Genomic DNA, 16,326 nt, shown 5'->3' on the forward strand with positions numbered 1-16,326 from the left:
AGCCACCAGATCTGACCTATACTAGCTGATAAATTAGGAGTTGATAATTTTTGGATTAGCTATGGCTATTAATTTCGCGGCACTCGTCAACGACGATGCTTCCCTCATCAGTCGTCGCTGTTGGTCCGATCAGGCGGTCTACGAAGTGGAAAAACAGGCCATTTTTGGCAAGGCGTGGTTGTTTCTTGGCCACGATAGCCAGATACCGAATCCCGGCGACTTCGTGCAGGCGTATATGTGTGAAACGCCGGTGATTCTGGCGCGCGGGCAGGATGGTCACCTGCATGCGAACATCAATAGCTGTACTCATCGCGGCGTGCCGGTGTGTCGTGCTGACCACGGTAATACCAAGCGCTTCGTCTGTCCCTATCACAACTGGTCGTTCTCAGTAGAGGGCGATCTTGTCGCCATCCCCCAGGAGCGTGAAGTGCAGTGCGCGCCGGACAAGAGCCAGCTGGGGCTGAAGAAGGTGCCCCGGGTCGAAACCTGGCGCGGCATGGTGTTTGGTAGCTTCAACGAAGACATAGAGCCGCTGGAAGACTACCTCGGCGATATGCGCTTTTACCTTGATGCTTTCTTTGAGCGTTTCCCCGGCGGCGAGGTAGAATTTGCGGGCAGCCCCCATCGCTGGGTGCTGGATGCCAACTGGAAGTTGCCGGTGGAGAACCAGCTGGGTGATGTCAACCACGGCGCGTTTCTACACAGTGCGCTCATTCCCCGGGAAATACAGGACACCATCGCCGAACTCGGCCACAGCGTGGTGACCACACCCGGGCATGGCGCGACCTTCCGATTAATGCCTGAGGACTGTCCGGTGGAAGAGGTGGCCTGGGGGTTTGAAGGGATGGCCGGCGCACTGGGTGGTGACGAGGTGCAGGAATACCTGCGCGAGATTCAAGCCCACGCCAATGAGCGGGTTGGCCCAATCCGCGCTCGCATGAAAGGCCTGACCTACGGCGTATACCCAAACCTCTCGTTCCTCTGGTCGAACTCGTCGTTCAAGGTGTCCCACCCGCGCGGCCCTGGCAAAGTGGAGTATTGGTCCTGGCCGGTGGTGCCGGCATCGGCGCCGGAGCACATCAAGACCAAGCTGCGGCATAACTACAATTCGTTCTTTGGCCCCGGCGGCATGGTGGAGCAGGAAGATGCGGAAGTGTGGGTGCAGCAGTTCCGTGGCGCCAATATCGATTTCGCCGATGACCGACCTTTCTTTTACGGCCTGGGCATGGGTGAAGAGGGGCCGCACCCCGATCTCCCAGGACAGGTGAGCGTCACTGCCAACGAATTTTATGCGCGAGAATTTTTTAAACGCTGGCGCGCGGATCTGGAAGCGGCGGAGGTGCGGGCATGAGCGATGTTTCGATAGTGACGACACCTGAAGAGCAGCGCGAGCTCGAGCGCTTTTACTTTCACGAGGCGCGCCTGCTCGATAGTCGCCAGTTTCAGCAGTGGCTGGCGCTGGTTACGCCCGAGGTGGAATATCTCATGCCGGCCCGGGTGAATACGCAGGTGAATAACCGCGATCGCGGTAGCGAAGCCATGCTCAGTGTGGAGCGCGAACTGGAGGGGCTGGGAGAGCAGGGCAGTCCAATCCGCGAAGAGGGCTATATCCACCTGATGCTGCGAGTGGAGCGGGCGTTCAAGATCAATTCCTGGTCGGAAAACCCGCCGCCGCGCACCAGGCGTATTGTCGGTAATGTGGAGCTCATGGCCAGTGAGGGCGATACCCGTCAGGTGCTCAGTAATTTCCATCTGCATTACGCGCGCCCCGGGGGTGTTGATTTCCTGTATTGCGGTCAGCGCCGCGACACCCTGCAGCAGACCGAGGAAGGTTTGCGGCTGCGTCGACGGGAAGTGATTCTGGATTACAGCGACATCGAGTATCCGACGCTGGGCCTGTTGTTCTGACGCGCAGCCGCCGGCCCCGGATCAACATCCGCGGTGGGGCTGGTGATCGATAGTCGCCGTACCGTGCGTGGCGGCGATTATTTTTCCCGGCGGCTATTGCAATGGTGCGCCTGCAGTATCAATCTAGAGCTTCATCCCGCTGTGATTGAGAGGGTGCTGGTTCATGCGCTTCCTCGCGAGTTTTACCCTGTTTTGTTGCGCTGCCACGCTGGGCACTGCGCAGGCGTCGTTGCCGTCAACGGAAGGGCTTGCGGCTGATCGCCAGGCCTATAGCGAAGCGGTAGAGGCCATCGACAAGGGGCGATGGACGGAATATCGACAACTGCGCCCCGGCCTCGACAACTACCCGCTGGCCATTTATCTCGACTACTACCAACTGACGCGGCAACCGAAGCCGGTGCGCGCCAGCGAGGCGCGCCGGTTTGTCGACTTGAGTGCCGATACGCCTTTGCCAAACCGTTTCCTGTCCAATTACCTGACCCGCGCTGGTCGCGAGCGTCGCTGGGACGATTTCCTGACAGTGAAGCCCGACGAGCCCAATAGTGTTGAGCTCAAGTGCTATTACTTCCGTGCCAAGCTCGGCACTGGTGACCCCCTGGCCGCCTGGGAAGGTGCCGAGCGGCTCTGGGTTCACGGCAAGTCCCGCCCCAAGGAATGTGATCCGTTATTTGACGCCTGGCTCAAGGCCGGGCAGCTGAGCGATGAAGTGGTGTGGGCGCGGTTGATGAAAGCCTTTGAGGCGCGCCAGGGCTCACTCATGAAATACGTTGCGCGTAAGGGTACGACGGAACTTGCTTCCTGGAGTGCGCGGGCCCTGGCAGTGTACGGATCACCTTCTAGAATGCGCAGCGTCACGCTGCCCGCCGGCGATCCGCGCTCCGCCGAGATTGCTGCACACGGTTTGGTCTACCTGGCGCGCTATAACCCGGGCATGGCGCTGGACTACTGGTACAGCTACCAGGATGAGTTAACGTTCAGCGACGAGCAGTCACATCAGGTTGAGTATGAAATTGCCCTGCGCACGCTGTTTGCCGAAGCCGAATCCAATATGGCCTGGCTGCCCGGGGCACTCGCTCGCCTCAAGGAAGACAAGCTGGTGGAAATTCGCCTGCGCCTAGCCCTGCGCGAATCCGACTGGACCGCCGTGGCGAGCCACCTGTCACTGCTGAGCGCTGAGGGCAGGGAACAGGAGGGTTGGCGATACTGGCAGGCACGGGTTCTGCAGGAAGAGGGTGAGAAGGAAGAAGCCCAGGCCATTCTTACGGTCCTGGCTGGCGAGCGCGATTTCTACGGCTTCATGGCGGCCGATGCCCTGGGTAAACCCTACGCCTTTAACCATGAGTCCCTGGTGCTGGAGAGCGCCCGCACCAAGCCCCTGCAAACCCTGCCTGGGGTGCAGCGGGTGGGTGAGTTTTACCATCACGAGGAACAGCGCAATGCGCATTCGGAGTGGTACAAGATGCTCAGCGATGCGGAGGATGCCGAAGCCAAACAGGCTCTGGCGCAACTGGCCGCGGAGCAGGGCTGGCACAGCCTGGCGATTAACGCCGCAGCCAAAGCCAAGGCCTGGGACGCCCTCGACTGGCGTTTCCCTACACCGCACCAGGAAGTCTTCAGCCATCACGCCACCGTACAGCGAGTGTCTCCCACGGAGCTAATGGCCATTGCCCGTCGCGAAAGTGCGTTCTTCCCTGAAGCCCGGTCGCCGGTGGGAGCTCGGGGACTGATGCAGGTCATGCCCGCCACCGGCAAACAGGTGGCTGCGAGCCTGGGGCGGCCTCATACCCGGGCCGATTTATATGAGGTGGAACACAATGTGCTGTTGGGGAGCGCCTATTACCGCCAACTGCTGGATCGCTTCGGCGGCAATCGCATTTTCGCGCTGGCGGCCTACAATGCTGGCCCGCATCGGGTGGATCGCTGGCGCCGGACCAGCGGCGAGACGCTGCCGGTGGATGCCTGGATAGAAACAATTCCCTTCAAAGAAACCCGCAACTACGTGAAAAACGTATTGTCCTATAACGTGGTATTCCAGTACTTGCTGGGCGATACTCATGCGCTGCTGACCGAGGCTGAAAAGTCTGCGGTCTATTGACCCAAAGTCATCGGTACAGGACAACTATGCAGGACACACGCCCGCTCTTAATACAGACGGATTTCCCCCCACTGGCCCGCGGTGAATTGGAAACACTGCAGGTTAACCTCGGCTACAAGTGTAACTTGAGCTGTGTGCACTGCCACGTGAATGCAGGCCCCACTCGCACCGAGATGATGTCTGATGCCACCCTAGACAGCGTCATTGGATTGCTAGAGCAGGGCGCGGTGTCGGTGCTTGATTTAACCGGCGGCGCACCGGAATTACATCCCCGCTTTCGCGAACTCGTGCGCCGTGCGCGGGCGCTTGGCATACGCGTTATGGACCGCTGTAACCTCACCATTTTGTTTGAGCCGGGGCAGGAAGATCTCGCCGAGTTCCTGGCGGCCGAAGGTGTGGAGGTAGTCGCCTCACTGCCATGCTACCTCGAGCAGAATGTCGAACAGCAGCGCGGTAAGGGTGTGTACAGCGACAGTATTCGCGCGCTGCAGGCGCTGAATGCCCTGGGCTATGGTATTGATCCACAGTTGCCACTCAGCCTGGTCTACAACCCCGTGGGCCCGGTACTGCCGCCACCCCAGGGGCCGTTGCAGGATGACTACCAGCGTGAATTGGGTGAGCGCTTCGGGATTCGCTTTAACCATCTGTATACTATTACCAATATGCCCATCAGCCGCTTTGGCGCGGTGTTGTTATCGCAAGGGCAGTTTGAAGAGTACATGGATTTACTGCGGGCCAACTTCACCGAGGCCAACTTGCCGGGCTTGATGTGTCGCTCGCTGATTAGCGTCGACTGGCAGGGCTTCATTTACGATTGCGATTTCAACCAGATGCTGGACCTGCCTATTCTCGCCAGTGACCAGCGGCGCCATGTTGCGGATTTGCTCGATGAAGAATCGCTGGCCGGTTGGGCGATTGCCACCGCTCAGCACTGTTACGGCTGTACGGCGGGGCAGGGCAGTAGCTGCGGCGGCGCGCTAGGCGCCTGATGATGGCATCCGTCAGTTTTGTGCTGCCGGTGCTGAATGAGTCAGCGGCAATCGCCGCTCGGCTGGCCGACTTGAGAGAACGGTTTCCCAGCGATGAATTGATCGTCGTCGACGGCGGCAGCGACGACGATACGGCGGCGCTTGCGAGCCCGCTCTGCGATCAACTGGTGCAGTCAGCGCGAGGCCGCGCCTTACAGATGAATGCTGGGGCCGCGGCTGCCCATGGGGAATATCTGCTATTCCTGCACGCCGATACCCGCCCTGGTGTGGATGCCCAATCTCTCCAGCATTACCTGGTGCAGCGCCCCGGTTGGGGCTTTTGCCGGGTGCGCCTCAGTGGTGAAGAGTGGTGGGCGCGCGTGATCAGCCGGTTTATGAATACTCGTTCTCGCGTCACCCGGGTCGCCACAGGCGACCAGATGTTGTTCCTAAAGCGAGAACTGTTTCACGAAACGGGCGGCTTTGACTCGATTCCTTTGATGGAGGATGTAGCGTACAGCAAGCGCCTACGCCGGCTCGCTGCACCCTGTGTGATTCACGAGCCGGTCACGACGTCCAGTCGTCGTTGGCGGGAACAGGGAGTTCTACGCACCGTGGTGCAAATGTGGTGTCTGCGATTGGCCTACGCACTGGGCGTGTCGCCGCAGCGACTGCATCATCATTACTATGGAGGGTAATACGTGCAGGAAGCACTCATTATCCAATTCGCCAAGGAGCCGGTGCCCGGCCAGGTGAAAACCCGCATGCTGCCCGCGCTCGATCCCGAGCAGGCGGCAAAACTTCACTGCGATCTGGTCTTCTGGACAGCGCAAACCCTGACCTCTGCCGCGGTCGGTGATGTGGAATTGGCCGTCGCCGGCGCCGTTGAATCGCCATTGTTTGAACAGTGCCGCAAGCTGGGAGTTCACGATATTCGCCCCCAGCAGGGTGTTGGGCTGGGCCAGCGTATGTTCCACGCACTTAAGGACGGTCTGTCGCGGTACAGGTATGTGTTGCTGGTGGGGAGTGACTGCCCGCAGATTGACTCAGCTTATCTGCGTCAGGCGCTGGCCGCACTGGCAGACAGCGATGTTGTGCTGGGTCCGGCCGAAGATGGCGGATATGTCCTGATTGGCGTGAAGGCCGTAGCCTGGTCGTGGTTTGATGGCGTGCACTGGGGAACCGATAGCGTTTATCGGCAAACGGTGGCGAGATTGGAGGCGGATGGTGTGCGCTGGGATGCGCTTCCCGTGTTGCAGGATATTGATCGCCCTGAAGACCTGCATCTCTGGAGACGCATTGCGGGTGCCCTGTAGGCGAGGCCGAGCGACAGCAGGGGCACTTTGGTGCCCCTGTTCAATCAGGCGGTGACGGCTTCTTCGCTGACGGTGTCTTCCACGGCAAGCCCAGCCCGCTGGTAGAGTAGCCAGGCAATAGCCGTGCAGTAGCTCAAATTGGTTTGCAGCTCGCTGTCCGGATCGCTCAGGAATGCGCGCTGACTGGCTAGTCCGCGTACGCGGCTCGCCATGTCAGGGNTGAAGGCCAGATAGCGGTCCCACAGGTCGCGGTGTTGTGCCGCGGTAATGTGGAACAGCCCCAGGCCGTCATTGCGTGCTGAGAATAGCCCCAGTTCAGGGGCGTCAATTGCGGCGTCGAGGAGAAACGTCTCACTCGACGGCGTCCATTTACCCAGGTATTTCAGGGTAGGTCGGATAACCTGATCTCTCAGGTGGTCTGCGGTTATATACATGGCCCACTCCCTCGCAGGATGCTAATTCCGTCAGATACTGCCGTTTCACGTTATGGTTTTATGTGGCCGGATTTTTATGGTGCGAGAACTATCCCATTTCCCCGCAGTTCCGTGCTCACAGGTTACTTTTTAGCACAGGAAAAAATAAAATCCAATAAAAATAACGGTTTGCGGGGTTAATTTAATAAAATTTTCGGGAAGAGGGTGTAACTGGGATAAGAAAGTGAATTAGAGAGCGTTCCACCTACGTAATTCTGCGTATAAAAAGCGCAAAAAAGGCGACAAAAGTCGCCATGTTCTTGAAAAGTAGATTTTTGAGCCTATCCGCCCGTAGTTTTTACCGTGTAGCCGCGTTTTTCTAACTCAGCCTTTAGCGTATCCCTTTGGTCGCCCTGGATTTCAATCACATCGTCTTTAAGTGCACCACCCACGCCGCATTTCTGCTTGAGGGCCTTGGCAAGGGCCTTGAGTTCGACACCTGCCAGCGGCACGCCTTTCACCAGGGTCACGGCTTTGCCCCCGCGGCCCTTGGTCTCGCGGTGCAGCCTGACAATGCCATCACCGGTGTAGGCGGGTTTGTCCTTGCCACAGACGCAGTCCCCTACCGGCCGGTGGCACTGAGGGCACAGCCGTCCGCCGTCGGTGGAGTAGACCAGCCGCTGTCCTTTTTTCTTGCTCATGAGGGGTGATTGCCCGTGTCATTCTTGAAAGCGGGGCAGTATATTAGTTAGCTTTGGTAACGCAAGTGGCCGCCGGGAGTGGCCGATAGGGAGTTTCATGTCCGAGCTGGAGCAACTGCAGCAGCAGGTTATCGACCTGCAGAGCCAACTCGCCTTCCAGGAAAATACTATTGCCGCTCTGAATGAGGCCCTGACCGAACAGCAGCAGGAGATCCTGGTGTTGCGCCGGCAGATGACCCTACTCAAGCAGCGCCAGGACGAGCAGGCGGCCTCAATCGAGGCGGGCAGCGGCGCTACCGTGCAGGAGAAACCGCCGCACTACTAGTCAGTACATCCTCTTTTAACCCACATCCGTATTCACCATAACTTTATAAATAGGAAGGAGAAGCCATGTCAGCTGATCAGCAGAAGGACACGCCTGAACAGGCAGAATACAGGGCCCACGCGCAGGCCTGGTTGGCAGAAAATACCCCTGAGCCACCCACCGTCAGGTTGCCGCAGTCACCCCTGGAGATCATGACCACCGATCAGCTGAGCTATCTGCAGGCCTGGCAGAAATCTGCCTACGATGCGGGCCTGGTGGGCTGCGATTACCCCGTGGAAGTGGGCGGCGGCGGTCGACAGAATTGTCAGCGCATCGCCAACGAGGAAATGCGCCGTGCGCGCACGCCCTTTATGCCCAATGTGATCGGGCTGGGTATGGCGGCACCCACGGTGTTTTATCACGCTCAGGAGGAGCTCAAGCAGCGCCTGCTGCCGAAGTTGTTTTCCGGTGAGGACATCTGGTGCCAGGGCTTCTCTGAGCCGGGCGCGGGTTCCGATCTCGCCAGCGTCCAGACGTTCGCCGAGCGCAAGGGCGACAAGTGGGTGATCAACGGGCACAAAGTCTGGACGTCGCTGGCGCATTTTGCGGAGTGGATGATTTTGTTGCTGCGGACTGACAAGTCGGTCAAGCACGACGGGCTCTCGTATTTTGTGGTGCCGATCAAATCTGCACTGGGCAAGGGCGTAACCGTTCGCCCGCTGATCAAAATTACCGGCGAGACCGGTTTTAACGAGGTGATCTTCGAGGATTTGGAGGTGGACGACAGTTACCGGCTCGACGAGCTGGGCAAGGGCTGGCAGGTCGCCATGACCACACTGGCGCACGAACGCGGCGCGGGCGAGCTGGTCACCCCGAGCTCTGGTGGCATGAAGAGCGAGTCCACCCACAATACCAGCGCGATGGCGCTGATCGATCTGGCGCGACGTACGGCCCGCAATGGCGCCACGGCGGCAGAAGATCCCCTGGTGCGTGACCAGATCATGCAGCAGCTGATTCGCGAGCAGGGGCTGGCGGAAAATAACCGGCGTGGACGGGTCACTGAATTGCTGGATCATCCCATGCGCCTGGCGCTGCAAAACAAGCTGCTGATGAGTGAAATCATGCAGGATTCTGCTGGCATCGCCATGGACATCGAGGGCGCAGCCGCGTCGCTTTACCTCGGCGATGGTAGCGCGCCCGATGGCGGCCAATGGCCTATGGCCTACATGAATTCCTTCGGCTTCACTATTGCGGCAGGCACCAGCGAGGTGCAGCGCAATATTCTCGGCGAGCGCGTACTAGGCATGGCGAAATCAAAATAAGGATAACGACAATGACACAACCTGATAATTTTGGTTTCACTGAAGAAGCCGCATTACTGAAAGATTCTGCGCGCAAGCTGCTGGCAGAGAAATTTACCGCAGATGTACTCCACGGCATGGTTGCCGGCGATCCTACCCCTGAGCGCGGCCCCGCACTACATTGGGATGAAGCGCTGTGGGCGCAGATGCAGGAGCTGGGCTGGGGGCTGCTGGCAGTGCCCGAGGCACAAGGCGGCGTCGGTATGCCGCTGGTGGCGGTTGCCGGCCTCTGTGAAGAGCTGGGGCGCGCGGCGTTTCCCTGCCCGCTGTTACCAACACTATCAGCGAGCTATCTGCTGGGCGCCGCTGGCGCCGGTGGCGAGGCACCGCTCGAGGCGATTGCGGAAGGGGCGACTGCCAGCCTGGCTGTGAGTGATGCCAATGGCTCCTGGGATTTGTCCCAGACGCCGGTTGAATGTATCGACGGTAAACTGAATGGGACCGCCTGCTTTGTCCAGGATATCGGCAAGGTAAGTCATTTATTGGTATGTGCCCGCAATGGCGATACCACCGGGCTCTACTGGTTGGCGGTGGACGCGCCGGGTGTTGACGTGCAGGCGGATGCGATTGTCGACCTCAGTCGCGATCAGGGCAGGGTGGTTTTTGCCGGTGTCGAGGCGATGCAGGTCTGCGCCGATGCCAGCGCGGCATTTGCGCGCTCGATGCCAGCGATCTGGACGCTGTACGCGGCAGATATGGTGGGCGCGGGAGAATGGCAACTGCAAACCACCGTGGATTACGCCAACCAGCGTCAGCAGTTCGATCGACCTCTGGGATTCTTCCAGGCGGTCAAGCACCAGCTGGTGGATGTCATGGTCGATATCGATCGGGCCAAGTCTCTGGTGTACAGCGCAGCCTGTGCCTGGGATACGGAGCCGGAGGAAGCGGCGCGCTACGCCCACATGGCGCAGTCCGCTGCCAGTGATATGGCGGCCTCTGCCAGCAGTCGCTCTGTCCAATGCCACGGTGGCATCGGCTTTACCTGGGAGTGTTTTGTGCACCTGTTTTTCAAGCGCCAGAAGCACAGCCAGATGTTGTGGGGCGATGGCCCCTGGCACCGGGCACGGCTCGCCAGCATCGTCATGGGCTAGCGGCGTATCCTGAGTGCCCGGCGGTCGTTTACACTGGCCGGGCATTCCGATATAAATAACCAAACGGCACGGACGCAATGGATGCTCCGCGCGGTTTGCGACCAAGGGGACATAACAAGCAGGCCATGTACCGCTACAGTGTTGATAACGCCGTAACCTATACATCAGAAGACCTCGTTCTGTTTCGCGAGTCTCCCTTCGCCTGCTGGATGGAACGCCTCCATCTCGAAAACCCCGATCACGGTATTCCCCCCGACGCTGGCACTACTGAACCTGGCGACACAATGACCCGTCAGGATGACGTCGCCGAGTCTCTGCTCGCCGAGGGAAAACAGGTCACGCTCATCAATTGGGATATCCGCGAACCCCAGCGCCGCAGCCAGACACTGCAGGCCATGCGCGACGGGGTCGATTTCATTGTCAACGGTCAACTTGCACTCGGCCCCTTGTCGGGTTCGGCTAATTTACTGATGCGTACCAGTGGTTATTCCGAACTGGGCAATTTCCTTTATATACCCTGCGATACCCAGGGTAAGACGACGATTCACTCTGCATTCCGGCTGTGCTTTCTGGCCGACTTGCTCCACGGGCTGCAAGGGCAGCTGCCGCCAAAAATGCTGGTGATTCGCGGCGGCGATTTACTGCCGCTGACCACCGACGATCACATTTATCACTACCGCGCAGTAAAACAGCGTTTCATGAATGCGATGCGTGACTTTCGCAAGCATCGTATGCCTGATCCGGCGGAATCGTCGCACTTTGGACGCTGGGCCGATTGCGCCAACGAGGTTATGCGCCAGCGTGCTGAGCGGGATGAGATAGAAAACTCACCTCTGCAGGCCGAGAGCGAGGCAGTGGCGGATAACGAACCATTGCAGCCAGAGGCCGGCGAAGAAACCCTGCAGGTGCAGTTGCAGAACCCCATCCAGGCGCGGCTGGCGACAGGGCGCGGGTTGAAAGTGAGCGGCACGTTGGCTGACCAGGCGCGGGCATTACAGGTGCAGGTGGTGCCGGATGTCGAGACTACTGAGCCGCAAGCATCTGCTGAGGCCGCTGATCCGGCGCTGGACAACCTGTCGTTTATCGGCCGGGAGCCATCGTCGAAGCTGGAAGATATGGACGCCGGGTTCGACGTCGATTGCATAGATGATTCGGACTATGCGTTGCCCGATTCAGAGGTGGCAGTTAAGCCGGTGCCTCGGCCATTTAGCAATAGCCTCAACACCGGCGACGACTTCGATCGCTAGCGCATTTTGCGAAAGCAGGCGCGCACCTCGTTCACAAAGACTTCCGGTTGCTCCATTGCGGCGAAGTGGCCGCCGCGTTCGAGCTCATTCCAGTACAACAAATTGCTGAAGCGTTTCTCGGCCCAGCGCTTACTGGTGCGCATGATTTCGCGGGGAAAAATTGAGCAACCCACCGGCATATCGATAGGCCCCAGGTTGGGGTTCTTAAAACTCTCCCAGTAGAGTCGTGCAGAGCTGGCGGCGCAATTGTTCAGCCAATACAGCATGACGTTGTCCAGCAACTCATCGCGTGTAAGCACGTTCTCCGGGTGCTTTACGCCATTTATCTTGTTGTCGGTCCAGGCGTAAAATTTCTCCATAATCCAGGCCATTTGTCCGACGGGTGAATCTGCCAGGCCGTAGCCCAGCGATTGCGGGCGGGTCGATTGCTGTTTGGAATAACCCGAGTCCCAGTCATTGTAGAAAGCCAGGTCCGTCAACGCTTGTTGCTCGGCCTCGGTGAGATCATCCATGGTCTCAGGGTCAGGGGCTGCAATGGGCATGTTTACATGAATGCCAGCACAGTGTTCGGTCTCTGACTGCCCCATGGCCTGGGTGACGATGCTGCCCCAGTCGCCGCCCTGTGCGAAATACTGGTCGTAGCCCAGGCGGTCCATTAGCTTGCCCCACAGGCGACCAATGGCATCCGCGCTCATGCCGGTGCGAGTGGGTTTGCCGGAAAAACCATAGCCAGGCAGGGAAGGGGCTACCACATGAAAGGCATCGGCAGCGTCGCCACCGTGAGCGACGGGGTCGGTGAGAGCGTCGATAATTTTGTGGAACTCAATAATGGAGCCGGGCCAGCCATGCGAGATAATCAGCGGGCGCGCATCGGGTTCCTGGCTGCGCTGGTGAATAAAATGAATGTTGAGGCCGTCGATCTCCGTGGTGAAGTGATCCCAGCGGTTGAGCATGTGCTCGCAGCGACGCCAGTCATAGTCTTCCAGCCAGTAGCGGGCCAGCTCACGGGTGTAGGACAGGGGAATTCCCTGATCCCAGCCCTCGCAGGTCTCTGCCTCGGGCCAACGCGTATTGCGCAGGCGGGCACTTAAATCGTCGAGTTCCTGCTGATCGATAGCGATACTGAACGGTTGAATATCCAAGCTGCTGATCTCCGTATTGTTGTTTTCTGTAGTTTTAAAAGTATTTTGTGATTTAGCGCATGGTGTAATGGCGAGAATGGTCTACATTATTGGAAAACAAGATCATGCTGAACAGGGAGCCATGATCTAGGGGCGAGAAGGATTCGTGGATTTGTCACAATATTTGAATAAACTAGCAACATCTCTAGAACCTACTAGAATAAACAAGAGATCTATCAGGGGATAGCGACACATAATATGAGTGTTCGTCCAGCGTTCATCCGCGTCGGTGAAGCTGCCAGTTATGTGGCAGGGGTATTGTTGCTCGGTTTTTTTCTGGTCCAGTTGGCCCAGGGGGAAGTAGAGCGCCGCGGTGCTATCGATGCGTTCCAGGAACAACTTGCGGTTGCCCAGGCTGCCAGCGAGGTCGCGCCTCCCGTCCCTGCTGTGCCTGAGAATCCTGCCGATTTCAAAAACGTTGGCGCCCCCGACACCACCCTCTGGGCCCCTGGCCGGGTGGCCGATTACCAGGCCAGCCTTCTCGAAGATCTGCCGCCGGTACTCGGTGTACTCGAAGTGCCTAGCGTGAACCTCAAAGTCCCTGTTTACCAGACCAATACCGAGTTGGTGATGGACCGCGCTGCAGGTGTAATCGACGGCATGGCCTACCCGCACGAAGGTGGCAATATCGGTATTTCCGGTCACCGCGATGGCTACTTTCGCGCACTCAAGGATATCAAGGTCGGCGATGCGATCGTGTTGCAAACCCTAGAAGGGGAGAAGCGCTTTGTCATCGACGAAACACACATCGTCGAAATCGACGACACCCGCCTGTTGAAAGAGACCCGTGATCAGACAGTCACTCTGGTCACCTGTTACCCGTTTTACTTTGTCGGGCATGCGCCGCAGCGATTTATCGTGACGGCGACACTCGACGAACCCTATGTCAATCAAAACTAAGGAGGAATTGACATGCAGAAGAAGATGGTAGTTGCAGTAGGTATGGCCCTGGCTCTGTCCGCGGGCTCCACAATGGCACAAGACCGTACGGAGAGCAGCGTTACCTGTGCTGATCTGAACTGGTCTGCTGAAGTTCTGGCAGTCAATCCTGACATCGCCCAGACCTGTCAGTCTGTGTACGAGAAAGACGGCGAGCTGTATGCCAAGGCTGTGATCGAAGTGGTTCGCGTGCGTGGTAATCGCATGACTTTCCGCACCGTTCACACCGACGGTACTATGGGTGACAGCCGCTCAGTACAGCTGGATAGCAGCTGGCGTGCCGATATCGGCGGTCGCAGCTATCGTGCATCTGACCTGATGCGCGGCCAGCAGCTGAACGTTTACCTGCCTGAGGATCGCTTTGCACTGGCGGTTCACGACGAGGACGGTCCCGATGCGGCTGATATGGTTGTGATTGAGGAAGAAGTGGTCGAAATGCCCACTACTGCCTCTCCGCTGTTCCTGATCGGTGCAGCCGGTGGTGCCTTGCTGGCCCTCGGTGGTGCACTCACAGGTCTGCGTCGCCGCTCCTGAGCAATACCTCCTGAAATTTAAGGGGCCCCTGTGGCCCCTTTTCTTTTGCCTGCAGCGCCGGCGTTGAGACTGCTATGCCTGGCTAATCCTCAACCCACACCTTTCTCAGTGGTTCACCAAAATCGTCGTAGATAATCTTGCGTCGCGGTTTGCGCAAACGCGAGCGCTTCGGTGCGGGAGTGCGCTTTAGTCGTTCCTTGCGCCGTGCCTCAATCGCCGCAACCACTTCGGGTACGAGCGTGCGCGGCGCACTGGGCTCCACAAACAGGCGTCGATTAAGAAACAGGGGGGCGTCTGCTGGGTCTTTGCCGCTGGTACCTCGCGGCACATTCTGCACCTGGCCGCCCTCGGTCAGGAAACGTTTCGTTTCCTGCTCAAGCTGGGCGCGGATGTCGGCCTTGGAGACGGGCTTCTTCATGGCGTGGCAACGTCGTAGCCGGCAAGGGCAGCCATTCTGGCGAACAGTTCAAATACATCTGATGCGGCCTGTTCACCGCGAAACTCACGGTACAGTGAGTCCACATTGACGGCGATGCGCTCCGGGTCTGACCAGGCCGAGTACTCGGCCAATTCGATATCTTTGGCAGCGTCAAAGGCGCTCATGCCAGCGTCGTAGCGCTGGCGTGCCTGTTCGTGTACAAACTCGAGATACTGGCGCACCGCCGCAACACCGTGCTTGTCGGTGATGGGGCCGTGGCCGGGAACAATGTGATCGACATCCATCGCCTCGATCCGGCGACAGGCCTCGGTCCAGTTGTTCACGGGACCCTCCCAGATAATTGGTGTGCCCTCGATAAACAGAATGTCGCCGGTGTACACCACCCGGTCCTTGGGGGAGTGGACGAGAATGTCGCCGCGGGTATGGGCGGGGCCTACCTCTATCAGCTCCACGGGTTTATCGCCCACCTGCAGGTGTAATTCCCCTTCGAAGGTCTTGGTCGGTGGGGTAAAGGTAATGCCCTCGAACTTGAACTGTCCGAAGCAGTCGAGAAAGTAGCGACCCATTTCGCCCATGTCGGGAGCCATGGCGACAATCGCAGCCATGGCTTCGGGCGGTAGCTCGGCCATCTCTGCGGCTGAGGCGGACGAGGCGATAATCTCTGCGCCGCATACCAGTTCATTGCCGTGGCAGTGGTCGCCGTTGGCATGGGTGTTGACCAGAGTGTCGATGTTGTTCGCCAGGGGCTCGGCGTCGCGCATTTTTGCGAGCATTTCGTCGGTCAGCTCCAGGTCGTAGAGCGTATCTACTAGCAGGCTTTCCTCGCCGTCACTGATCAGCCCGGCATTGCTCCAGCCCCAGCTGTTGCCCGGAGCCAGCCAGGCCCAGGCGCCATTGGCCGGTGGGATTAATCCTGATTGGGGGTTCCTGTGCACGCCATTGCTCCTGAACGTCCAGCAAACCCCATATATTACAGCGGCCATCAAGGCTTAGGGAAGCAGGTATCAGGCTGCGTACAGGTTTTCTCAGTGGGCCTGCTCTGGTTTAATGCACCCCGTGAGTCTTCTGAGGTACTACATGAACGCATTTCGATCGCTGCTGGTGTTCACCTGGTTGGTGGTGTCACTCATCCCCATGGGCCTGGGGTTGCTGATATGTTCCATTTTCGTTGGTGACCGGCTGCTGTGGCGCTGGTTCGGCGTGCCCTGGCTGAGCGGCGTTATTGGCGCGGCCCGCATTGTCGGTGGAGTCAAGTACCGGGTGCGCGGGCAGGAGAACCTGCCTACACCGGATGATATGCAGCGCACTATTCTTTGCCCCAAGCATCAGTCCACCTGGGAGACGTTTTTCTTTCCGGCCTGGATGCCGCGCATGTTGGCCTATGTGTTCAAGCAGGAATTGCTGCGCATTCCCGTGTTTGGCTGGGCCATGGGGCGCCTGAACATGATTCATATTGACCGCAGCAAGCGTTCGGAGGCCTGGACCAAGGTGGCCGGGCAGGGCGAGGTGCTTATGGACCAGGGCAAGTGGATTATCATGTTTCCTGAGGGCACCCGCTCAGAGCGCGGTTCGCAAGGAAAATATAAAACCGGCGCCACTCGCCTGGCCACACTGACAGGCGCGTCGATCATCCCGATCGCTGTGACCTCGGCAAAGTGTTGGCCAAGGGGAACATTCTGGTTTATTCCGGGTACTATAGATGTGTCTATCGGTGCGCCTATTCCATCTGAGGGGCGCGACCAGGACGAGATGATGGTCGAGATAGAAGAGTGGATTGAGTCGGAGATGCGTCGCCTCGATCCTGAAGCCTACCAATAACCTGTCAGCGA

General features: G+C 58.6%; 18 protein-coding genes. 13 read left to right on the forward strand and 5 right to left on the reverse strand.

Annotation, left to right across the window (positions count from 1 at the left end):
- Positions 1–61: 61 nt before the first annotated feature.
- The 6 genes from A3709_RS02085 to A3709_RS02110 all read left to right on the forward strand — a co-directional run bounded on the left by A3709_RS02085 (position 62) and on the right by A3709_RS02110 (position 6,287).
- The gene (locus A3709_RS02085; RefSeq protein ID WP_066049383.1) at positions 62–1,351 is read left to right on the forward strand and encodes an aromatic ring-hydroxylating dioxygenase subunit alpha; all 1,290 of its coding nucleotides are present in this window, start codon (positions 62–64) and stop codon (positions 1,349–1,351) included.
- Positions 1,348–1,908 (forward strand): aromatic-ring-hydroxylating dioxygenase subunit beta, encoded by a 561-nt coding sequence (locus A3709_RS02090; RefSeq protein WP_066049388.1) that lies wholly within the window; start codon positions 1,348–1,350, stop codon positions 1,906–1,908. The genes A3709_RS02085 and A3709_RS02090 overlap by 4 nt, the downstream gene beginning before the upstream one ends.
- A gap of 163 nt (positions 1,909–2,071) precedes the next feature.
- The gene (locus tag A3709_RS02095; RefSeq protein WP_066049394.1) at positions 2,072–4,003 is read left to right on the forward strand and encodes a transglycosylase SLT domain-containing protein; all 1,932 of its coding nucleotides are present in this window, start codon (positions 2,072–2,074) and stop codon (positions 4,001–4,003) included.
- Between the two features lie 26 nt (positions 4,004–4,029).
- The gene (gene arsS / locus A3709_RS02100; protein WP_066049396.1) at positions 4,030–4,992 is read left to right on the forward strand and encodes an arsenosugar biosynthesis radical SAM (seleno)protein ArsS; all 963 of its coding nucleotides are present in this window, start codon (positions 4,030–4,032) and stop codon (positions 4,990–4,992) included.
- 2 nt (positions 4,993–4,994) lie between these two features.
- Positions 4,995–5,669 carry a TIGR04283 family arsenosugar biosynthesis glycosyltransferase gene (locus A3709_RS02105; RefSeq protein ID WP_180962024.1) on the forward strand — a complete coding sequence of 225 codons (675 nt, stop codon included), beginning with the start codon at positions 4,995–4,997 and terminating at the stop codon, positions 5,667–5,669.
- A 3-nt stretch (positions 5,670–5,672) separates the two neighbouring features.
- Positions 5,673–6,287 carry a TIGR04282 family arsenosugar biosynthesis glycosyltransferase gene (locus tag A3709_RS02110; RefSeq protein ID WP_066049402.1) on the forward strand — a complete coding sequence of 205 codons (615 nt, stop codon included), beginning with the start codon at positions 5,673–5,675 and terminating at the stop codon, positions 6,285–6,287.
- Positions 6,288–6,331: 44 nt separating this feature from the next.
- Here the strand turns inward: A3709_RS02110 and A3709_RS02115 are convergent, their stop codons facing one another.
- Positions 6,332–6,721, reverse strand: coding sequence for a hypothetical protein (locus tag A3709_RS02115; RefSeq protein WP_066049405.1), 390 nt, complete (start codon positions 6,719–6,721; stop codon positions 6,332–6,334).
- A gap of 320 nt (positions 6,722–7,041) precedes the next feature.
- Positions 7,042–7,401 (reverse strand): translation initiation factor Sui1, encoded by a 360-nt coding sequence (locus tag A3709_RS02120; RefSeq protein WP_066049408.1) that lies wholly within the window; start codon positions 7,399–7,401, stop codon positions 7,042–7,044.
- A gap of 97 nt (positions 7,402–7,498) precedes the next feature.
- On the opposite strand from A3709_RS02120, the gene A3709_RS02125 reads away from it, so the two are divergent.
- The 4 genes from A3709_RS02125 to A3709_RS02140 all read left to right on the forward strand — a co-directional run bounded on the left by A3709_RS02125 (position 7,499) and on the right by A3709_RS02140 (position 11,404).
- Positions 7,499–7,726: a SlyX family protein gene (locus A3709_RS02125; protein ID WP_066049410.1), complete on the forward strand. Its 228-nt coding sequence runs from the start codon at positions 7,499–7,501 to the stop codon at positions 7,724–7,726.
- A 65-nt stretch (positions 7,727–7,791) separates the two neighbouring features.
- The gene (locus A3709_RS02130; protein ID WP_066049414.1) at positions 7,792–9,027 is read left to right on the forward strand and encodes an acyl-CoA dehydrogenase family protein; all 1,236 of its coding nucleotides are present in this window, start codon (positions 7,792–7,794) and stop codon (positions 9,025–9,027) included.
- Between the two features lie 11 nt (positions 9,028–9,038).
- Positions 9,039–10,157, forward strand: coding sequence for an acyl-CoA dehydrogenase family protein (locus A3709_RS02135; protein ID WP_066049418.1), 1,119 nt, complete (start codon positions 9,039–9,041; stop codon positions 10,155–10,157).
- Between the two features lie 125 nt (positions 10,158–10,282).
- Positions 10,283–11,404 (forward strand): hypothetical protein, encoded by a 1,122-nt coding sequence (locus A3709_RS02140; RefSeq protein ID WP_066049421.1) that lies wholly within the window; start codon positions 10,283–10,285, stop codon positions 11,402–11,404.
- Here the strand turns inward: A3709_RS02140 and A3709_RS02145 are convergent.
- Positions 11,401–12,546 (reverse strand): epoxide hydrolase family protein, encoded by a 1,146-nt coding sequence (locus tag A3709_RS02145; RefSeq protein ID WP_369795106.1) that lies wholly within the window; start codon positions 12,544–12,546, stop codon positions 11,401–11,403. The genes A3709_RS02140 and A3709_RS02145 overlap by 4 nt on opposite strands.
- Before the next feature lie 237 nt (positions 12,547–12,783).
- Between A3709_RS02145 and A3709_RS02150 the strand changes: the two genes are divergently transcribed.
- Together A3709_RS02150 and A3709_RS02155 are read left to right on the forward strand one after the other, a co-directional pair.
- Positions 12,784–13,485, forward strand: coding sequence for a class D sortase (locus A3709_RS02150; protein ID WP_066049424.1), 702 nt, complete (start codon positions 12,784–12,786; stop codon positions 13,483–13,485).
- 12 nt (positions 13,486–13,497) lie between these two features.
- Positions 13,498–14,058, forward strand: a complete 561-nt coding sequence (locus A3709_RS02155; protein ID WP_066049427.1) for a hypothetical protein — start codon at positions 13,498–13,500, stop codon at positions 14,056–14,058.
- A gap of 82 nt (positions 14,059–14,140) precedes the next feature.
- Here the strand turns inward: A3709_RS02155 and A3709_RS02160 are convergent, their stop codons facing one another.
- On the reverse strand, positions 14,141–14,476 hold the full coding sequence (locus A3709_RS02160; RefSeq protein WP_066049430.1) for a hypothetical protein: 336 nt from the start codon (positions 14,474–14,476) through the stop codon (positions 14,141–14,143).
- Positions 14,473–15,432, reverse strand: coding sequence for an MBL fold metallo-hydrolase (locus A3709_RS02165; RefSeq protein WP_231871077.1), 960 nt, complete (start codon positions 15,430–15,432; stop codon positions 14,473–14,475). The genes A3709_RS02160 and A3709_RS02165 overlap by 4 nt, the downstream gene beginning before the upstream one ends.
- A 142-nt stretch (positions 15,433–15,574) precedes the next feature.
- Here A3709_RS02165 and A3709_RS02170 point away from each other — a divergent pair, with 142 nt between their 5' ends.
- Positions 15,575–16,315, forward strand: a complete 741-nt coding sequence (locus tag A3709_RS02170) for a 1-acyl-sn-glycerol-3-phosphate acyltransferase (protein ID WP_082849825.1) — start codon at positions 15,575–15,577, stop codon at positions 16,313–16,315.
- Positions 16,316–16,326: the final 11 nt, after the last annotated feature.

This window comes from Halioglobus sp. HI00S01, from assembly GCF_001635445.1.
GTDB lineage: Bacteria > Pseudomonadota > Gammaproteobacteria > Pseudomonadales > Halieaceae > Halioglobus > Halioglobus japonicus.

Excerpts from the sequence above, each read along its gene's own strand:
- A3709_RS02150 (WP_066049424.1), top strand. The coding sequence starts at position 12,784 with ATGAGTGTTCGTCCAGCGTTCATCCGCGTCGGTGAAGCTGCCAGTTAT.
- A3709_RS02120 (WP_066049408.1), bottom strand. The coding sequence starts at position 7,401 with ATGAGCAAGAAAAAAGGACAGCGGCTGGTCTACTCCACCGACGGCGGA.
- A3709_RS02170 (WP_082849825.1), top strand. The coding sequence starts at position 15,575 with ATGAACGCATTTCGATCGCTGCTGGTGTTCACCTGGTTGGTGGTGTCA.
- A3709_RS02160 (WP_066049430.1), bottom strand. The coding sequence starts at position 14,476 with ATGAAGAAGCCCGTCTCCAAGGCCGACATCCGCGCCCAGCTTGAGCAG.
- A3709_RS02125 (WP_066049410.1), top strand. The coding sequence starts at position 7,499 with ATGTCCGAGCTGGAGCAACTGCAGCAGCAGGTTATCGACCTGCAGAGC.
- A3709_RS02155 (WP_066049427.1), top strand. The coding sequence starts at position 13,498 with ATGCAGAAGAAGATGGTAGTTGCAGTAGGTATGGCCCTGGCTCTGTCC.
- A3709_RS02085 (WP_066049383.1), top strand. The coding sequence starts at position 62 with ATGGCTATTAATTTCGCGGCACTCGTCAACGACGATGCTTCCCTCATC.
- A3709_RS02140 (WP_066049421.1), top strand. The coding sequence starts at position 10,283 with ATGTACCGCTACAGTGTTGATAACGCCGTAACCTATACATCAGAAGAC.
- A3709_RS02095 (WP_066049394.1), top strand. The coding sequence starts at position 2,072 with ATGCGCTTCCTCGCGAGTTTTACCCTGTTTTGTTGCGCTGCCACGCTG.
- arsS (WP_066049396.1), top strand. The coding sequence starts at position 4,030 with ATGCAGGACACACGCCCGCTCTTAATACAGACGGATTTCCCCCCACTG.
- A3709_RS02135 (WP_066049418.1), top strand. The coding sequence starts at position 9,039 with ATGACACAACCTGATAATTTTGGTTTCACTGAAGAAGCCGCATTACTG.
- A3709_RS02105 (WP_180962024.1), top strand. The coding sequence starts at position 4,995 with ATGGCATCCGTCAGTTTTGTGCTGCCGGTGCTGAATGAGTCAGCGGCA.
- A3709_RS02130 (WP_066049414.1), top strand. The coding sequence starts at position 7,792 with ATGTCAGCTGATCAGCAGAAGGACACGCCTGAACAGGCAGAATACAGG.
- A3709_RS02090 (WP_066049388.1), top strand. The coding sequence starts at position 1,348 with ATGAGCGATGTTTCGATAGTGACGACACCTGAAGAGCAGCGCGAGCTC.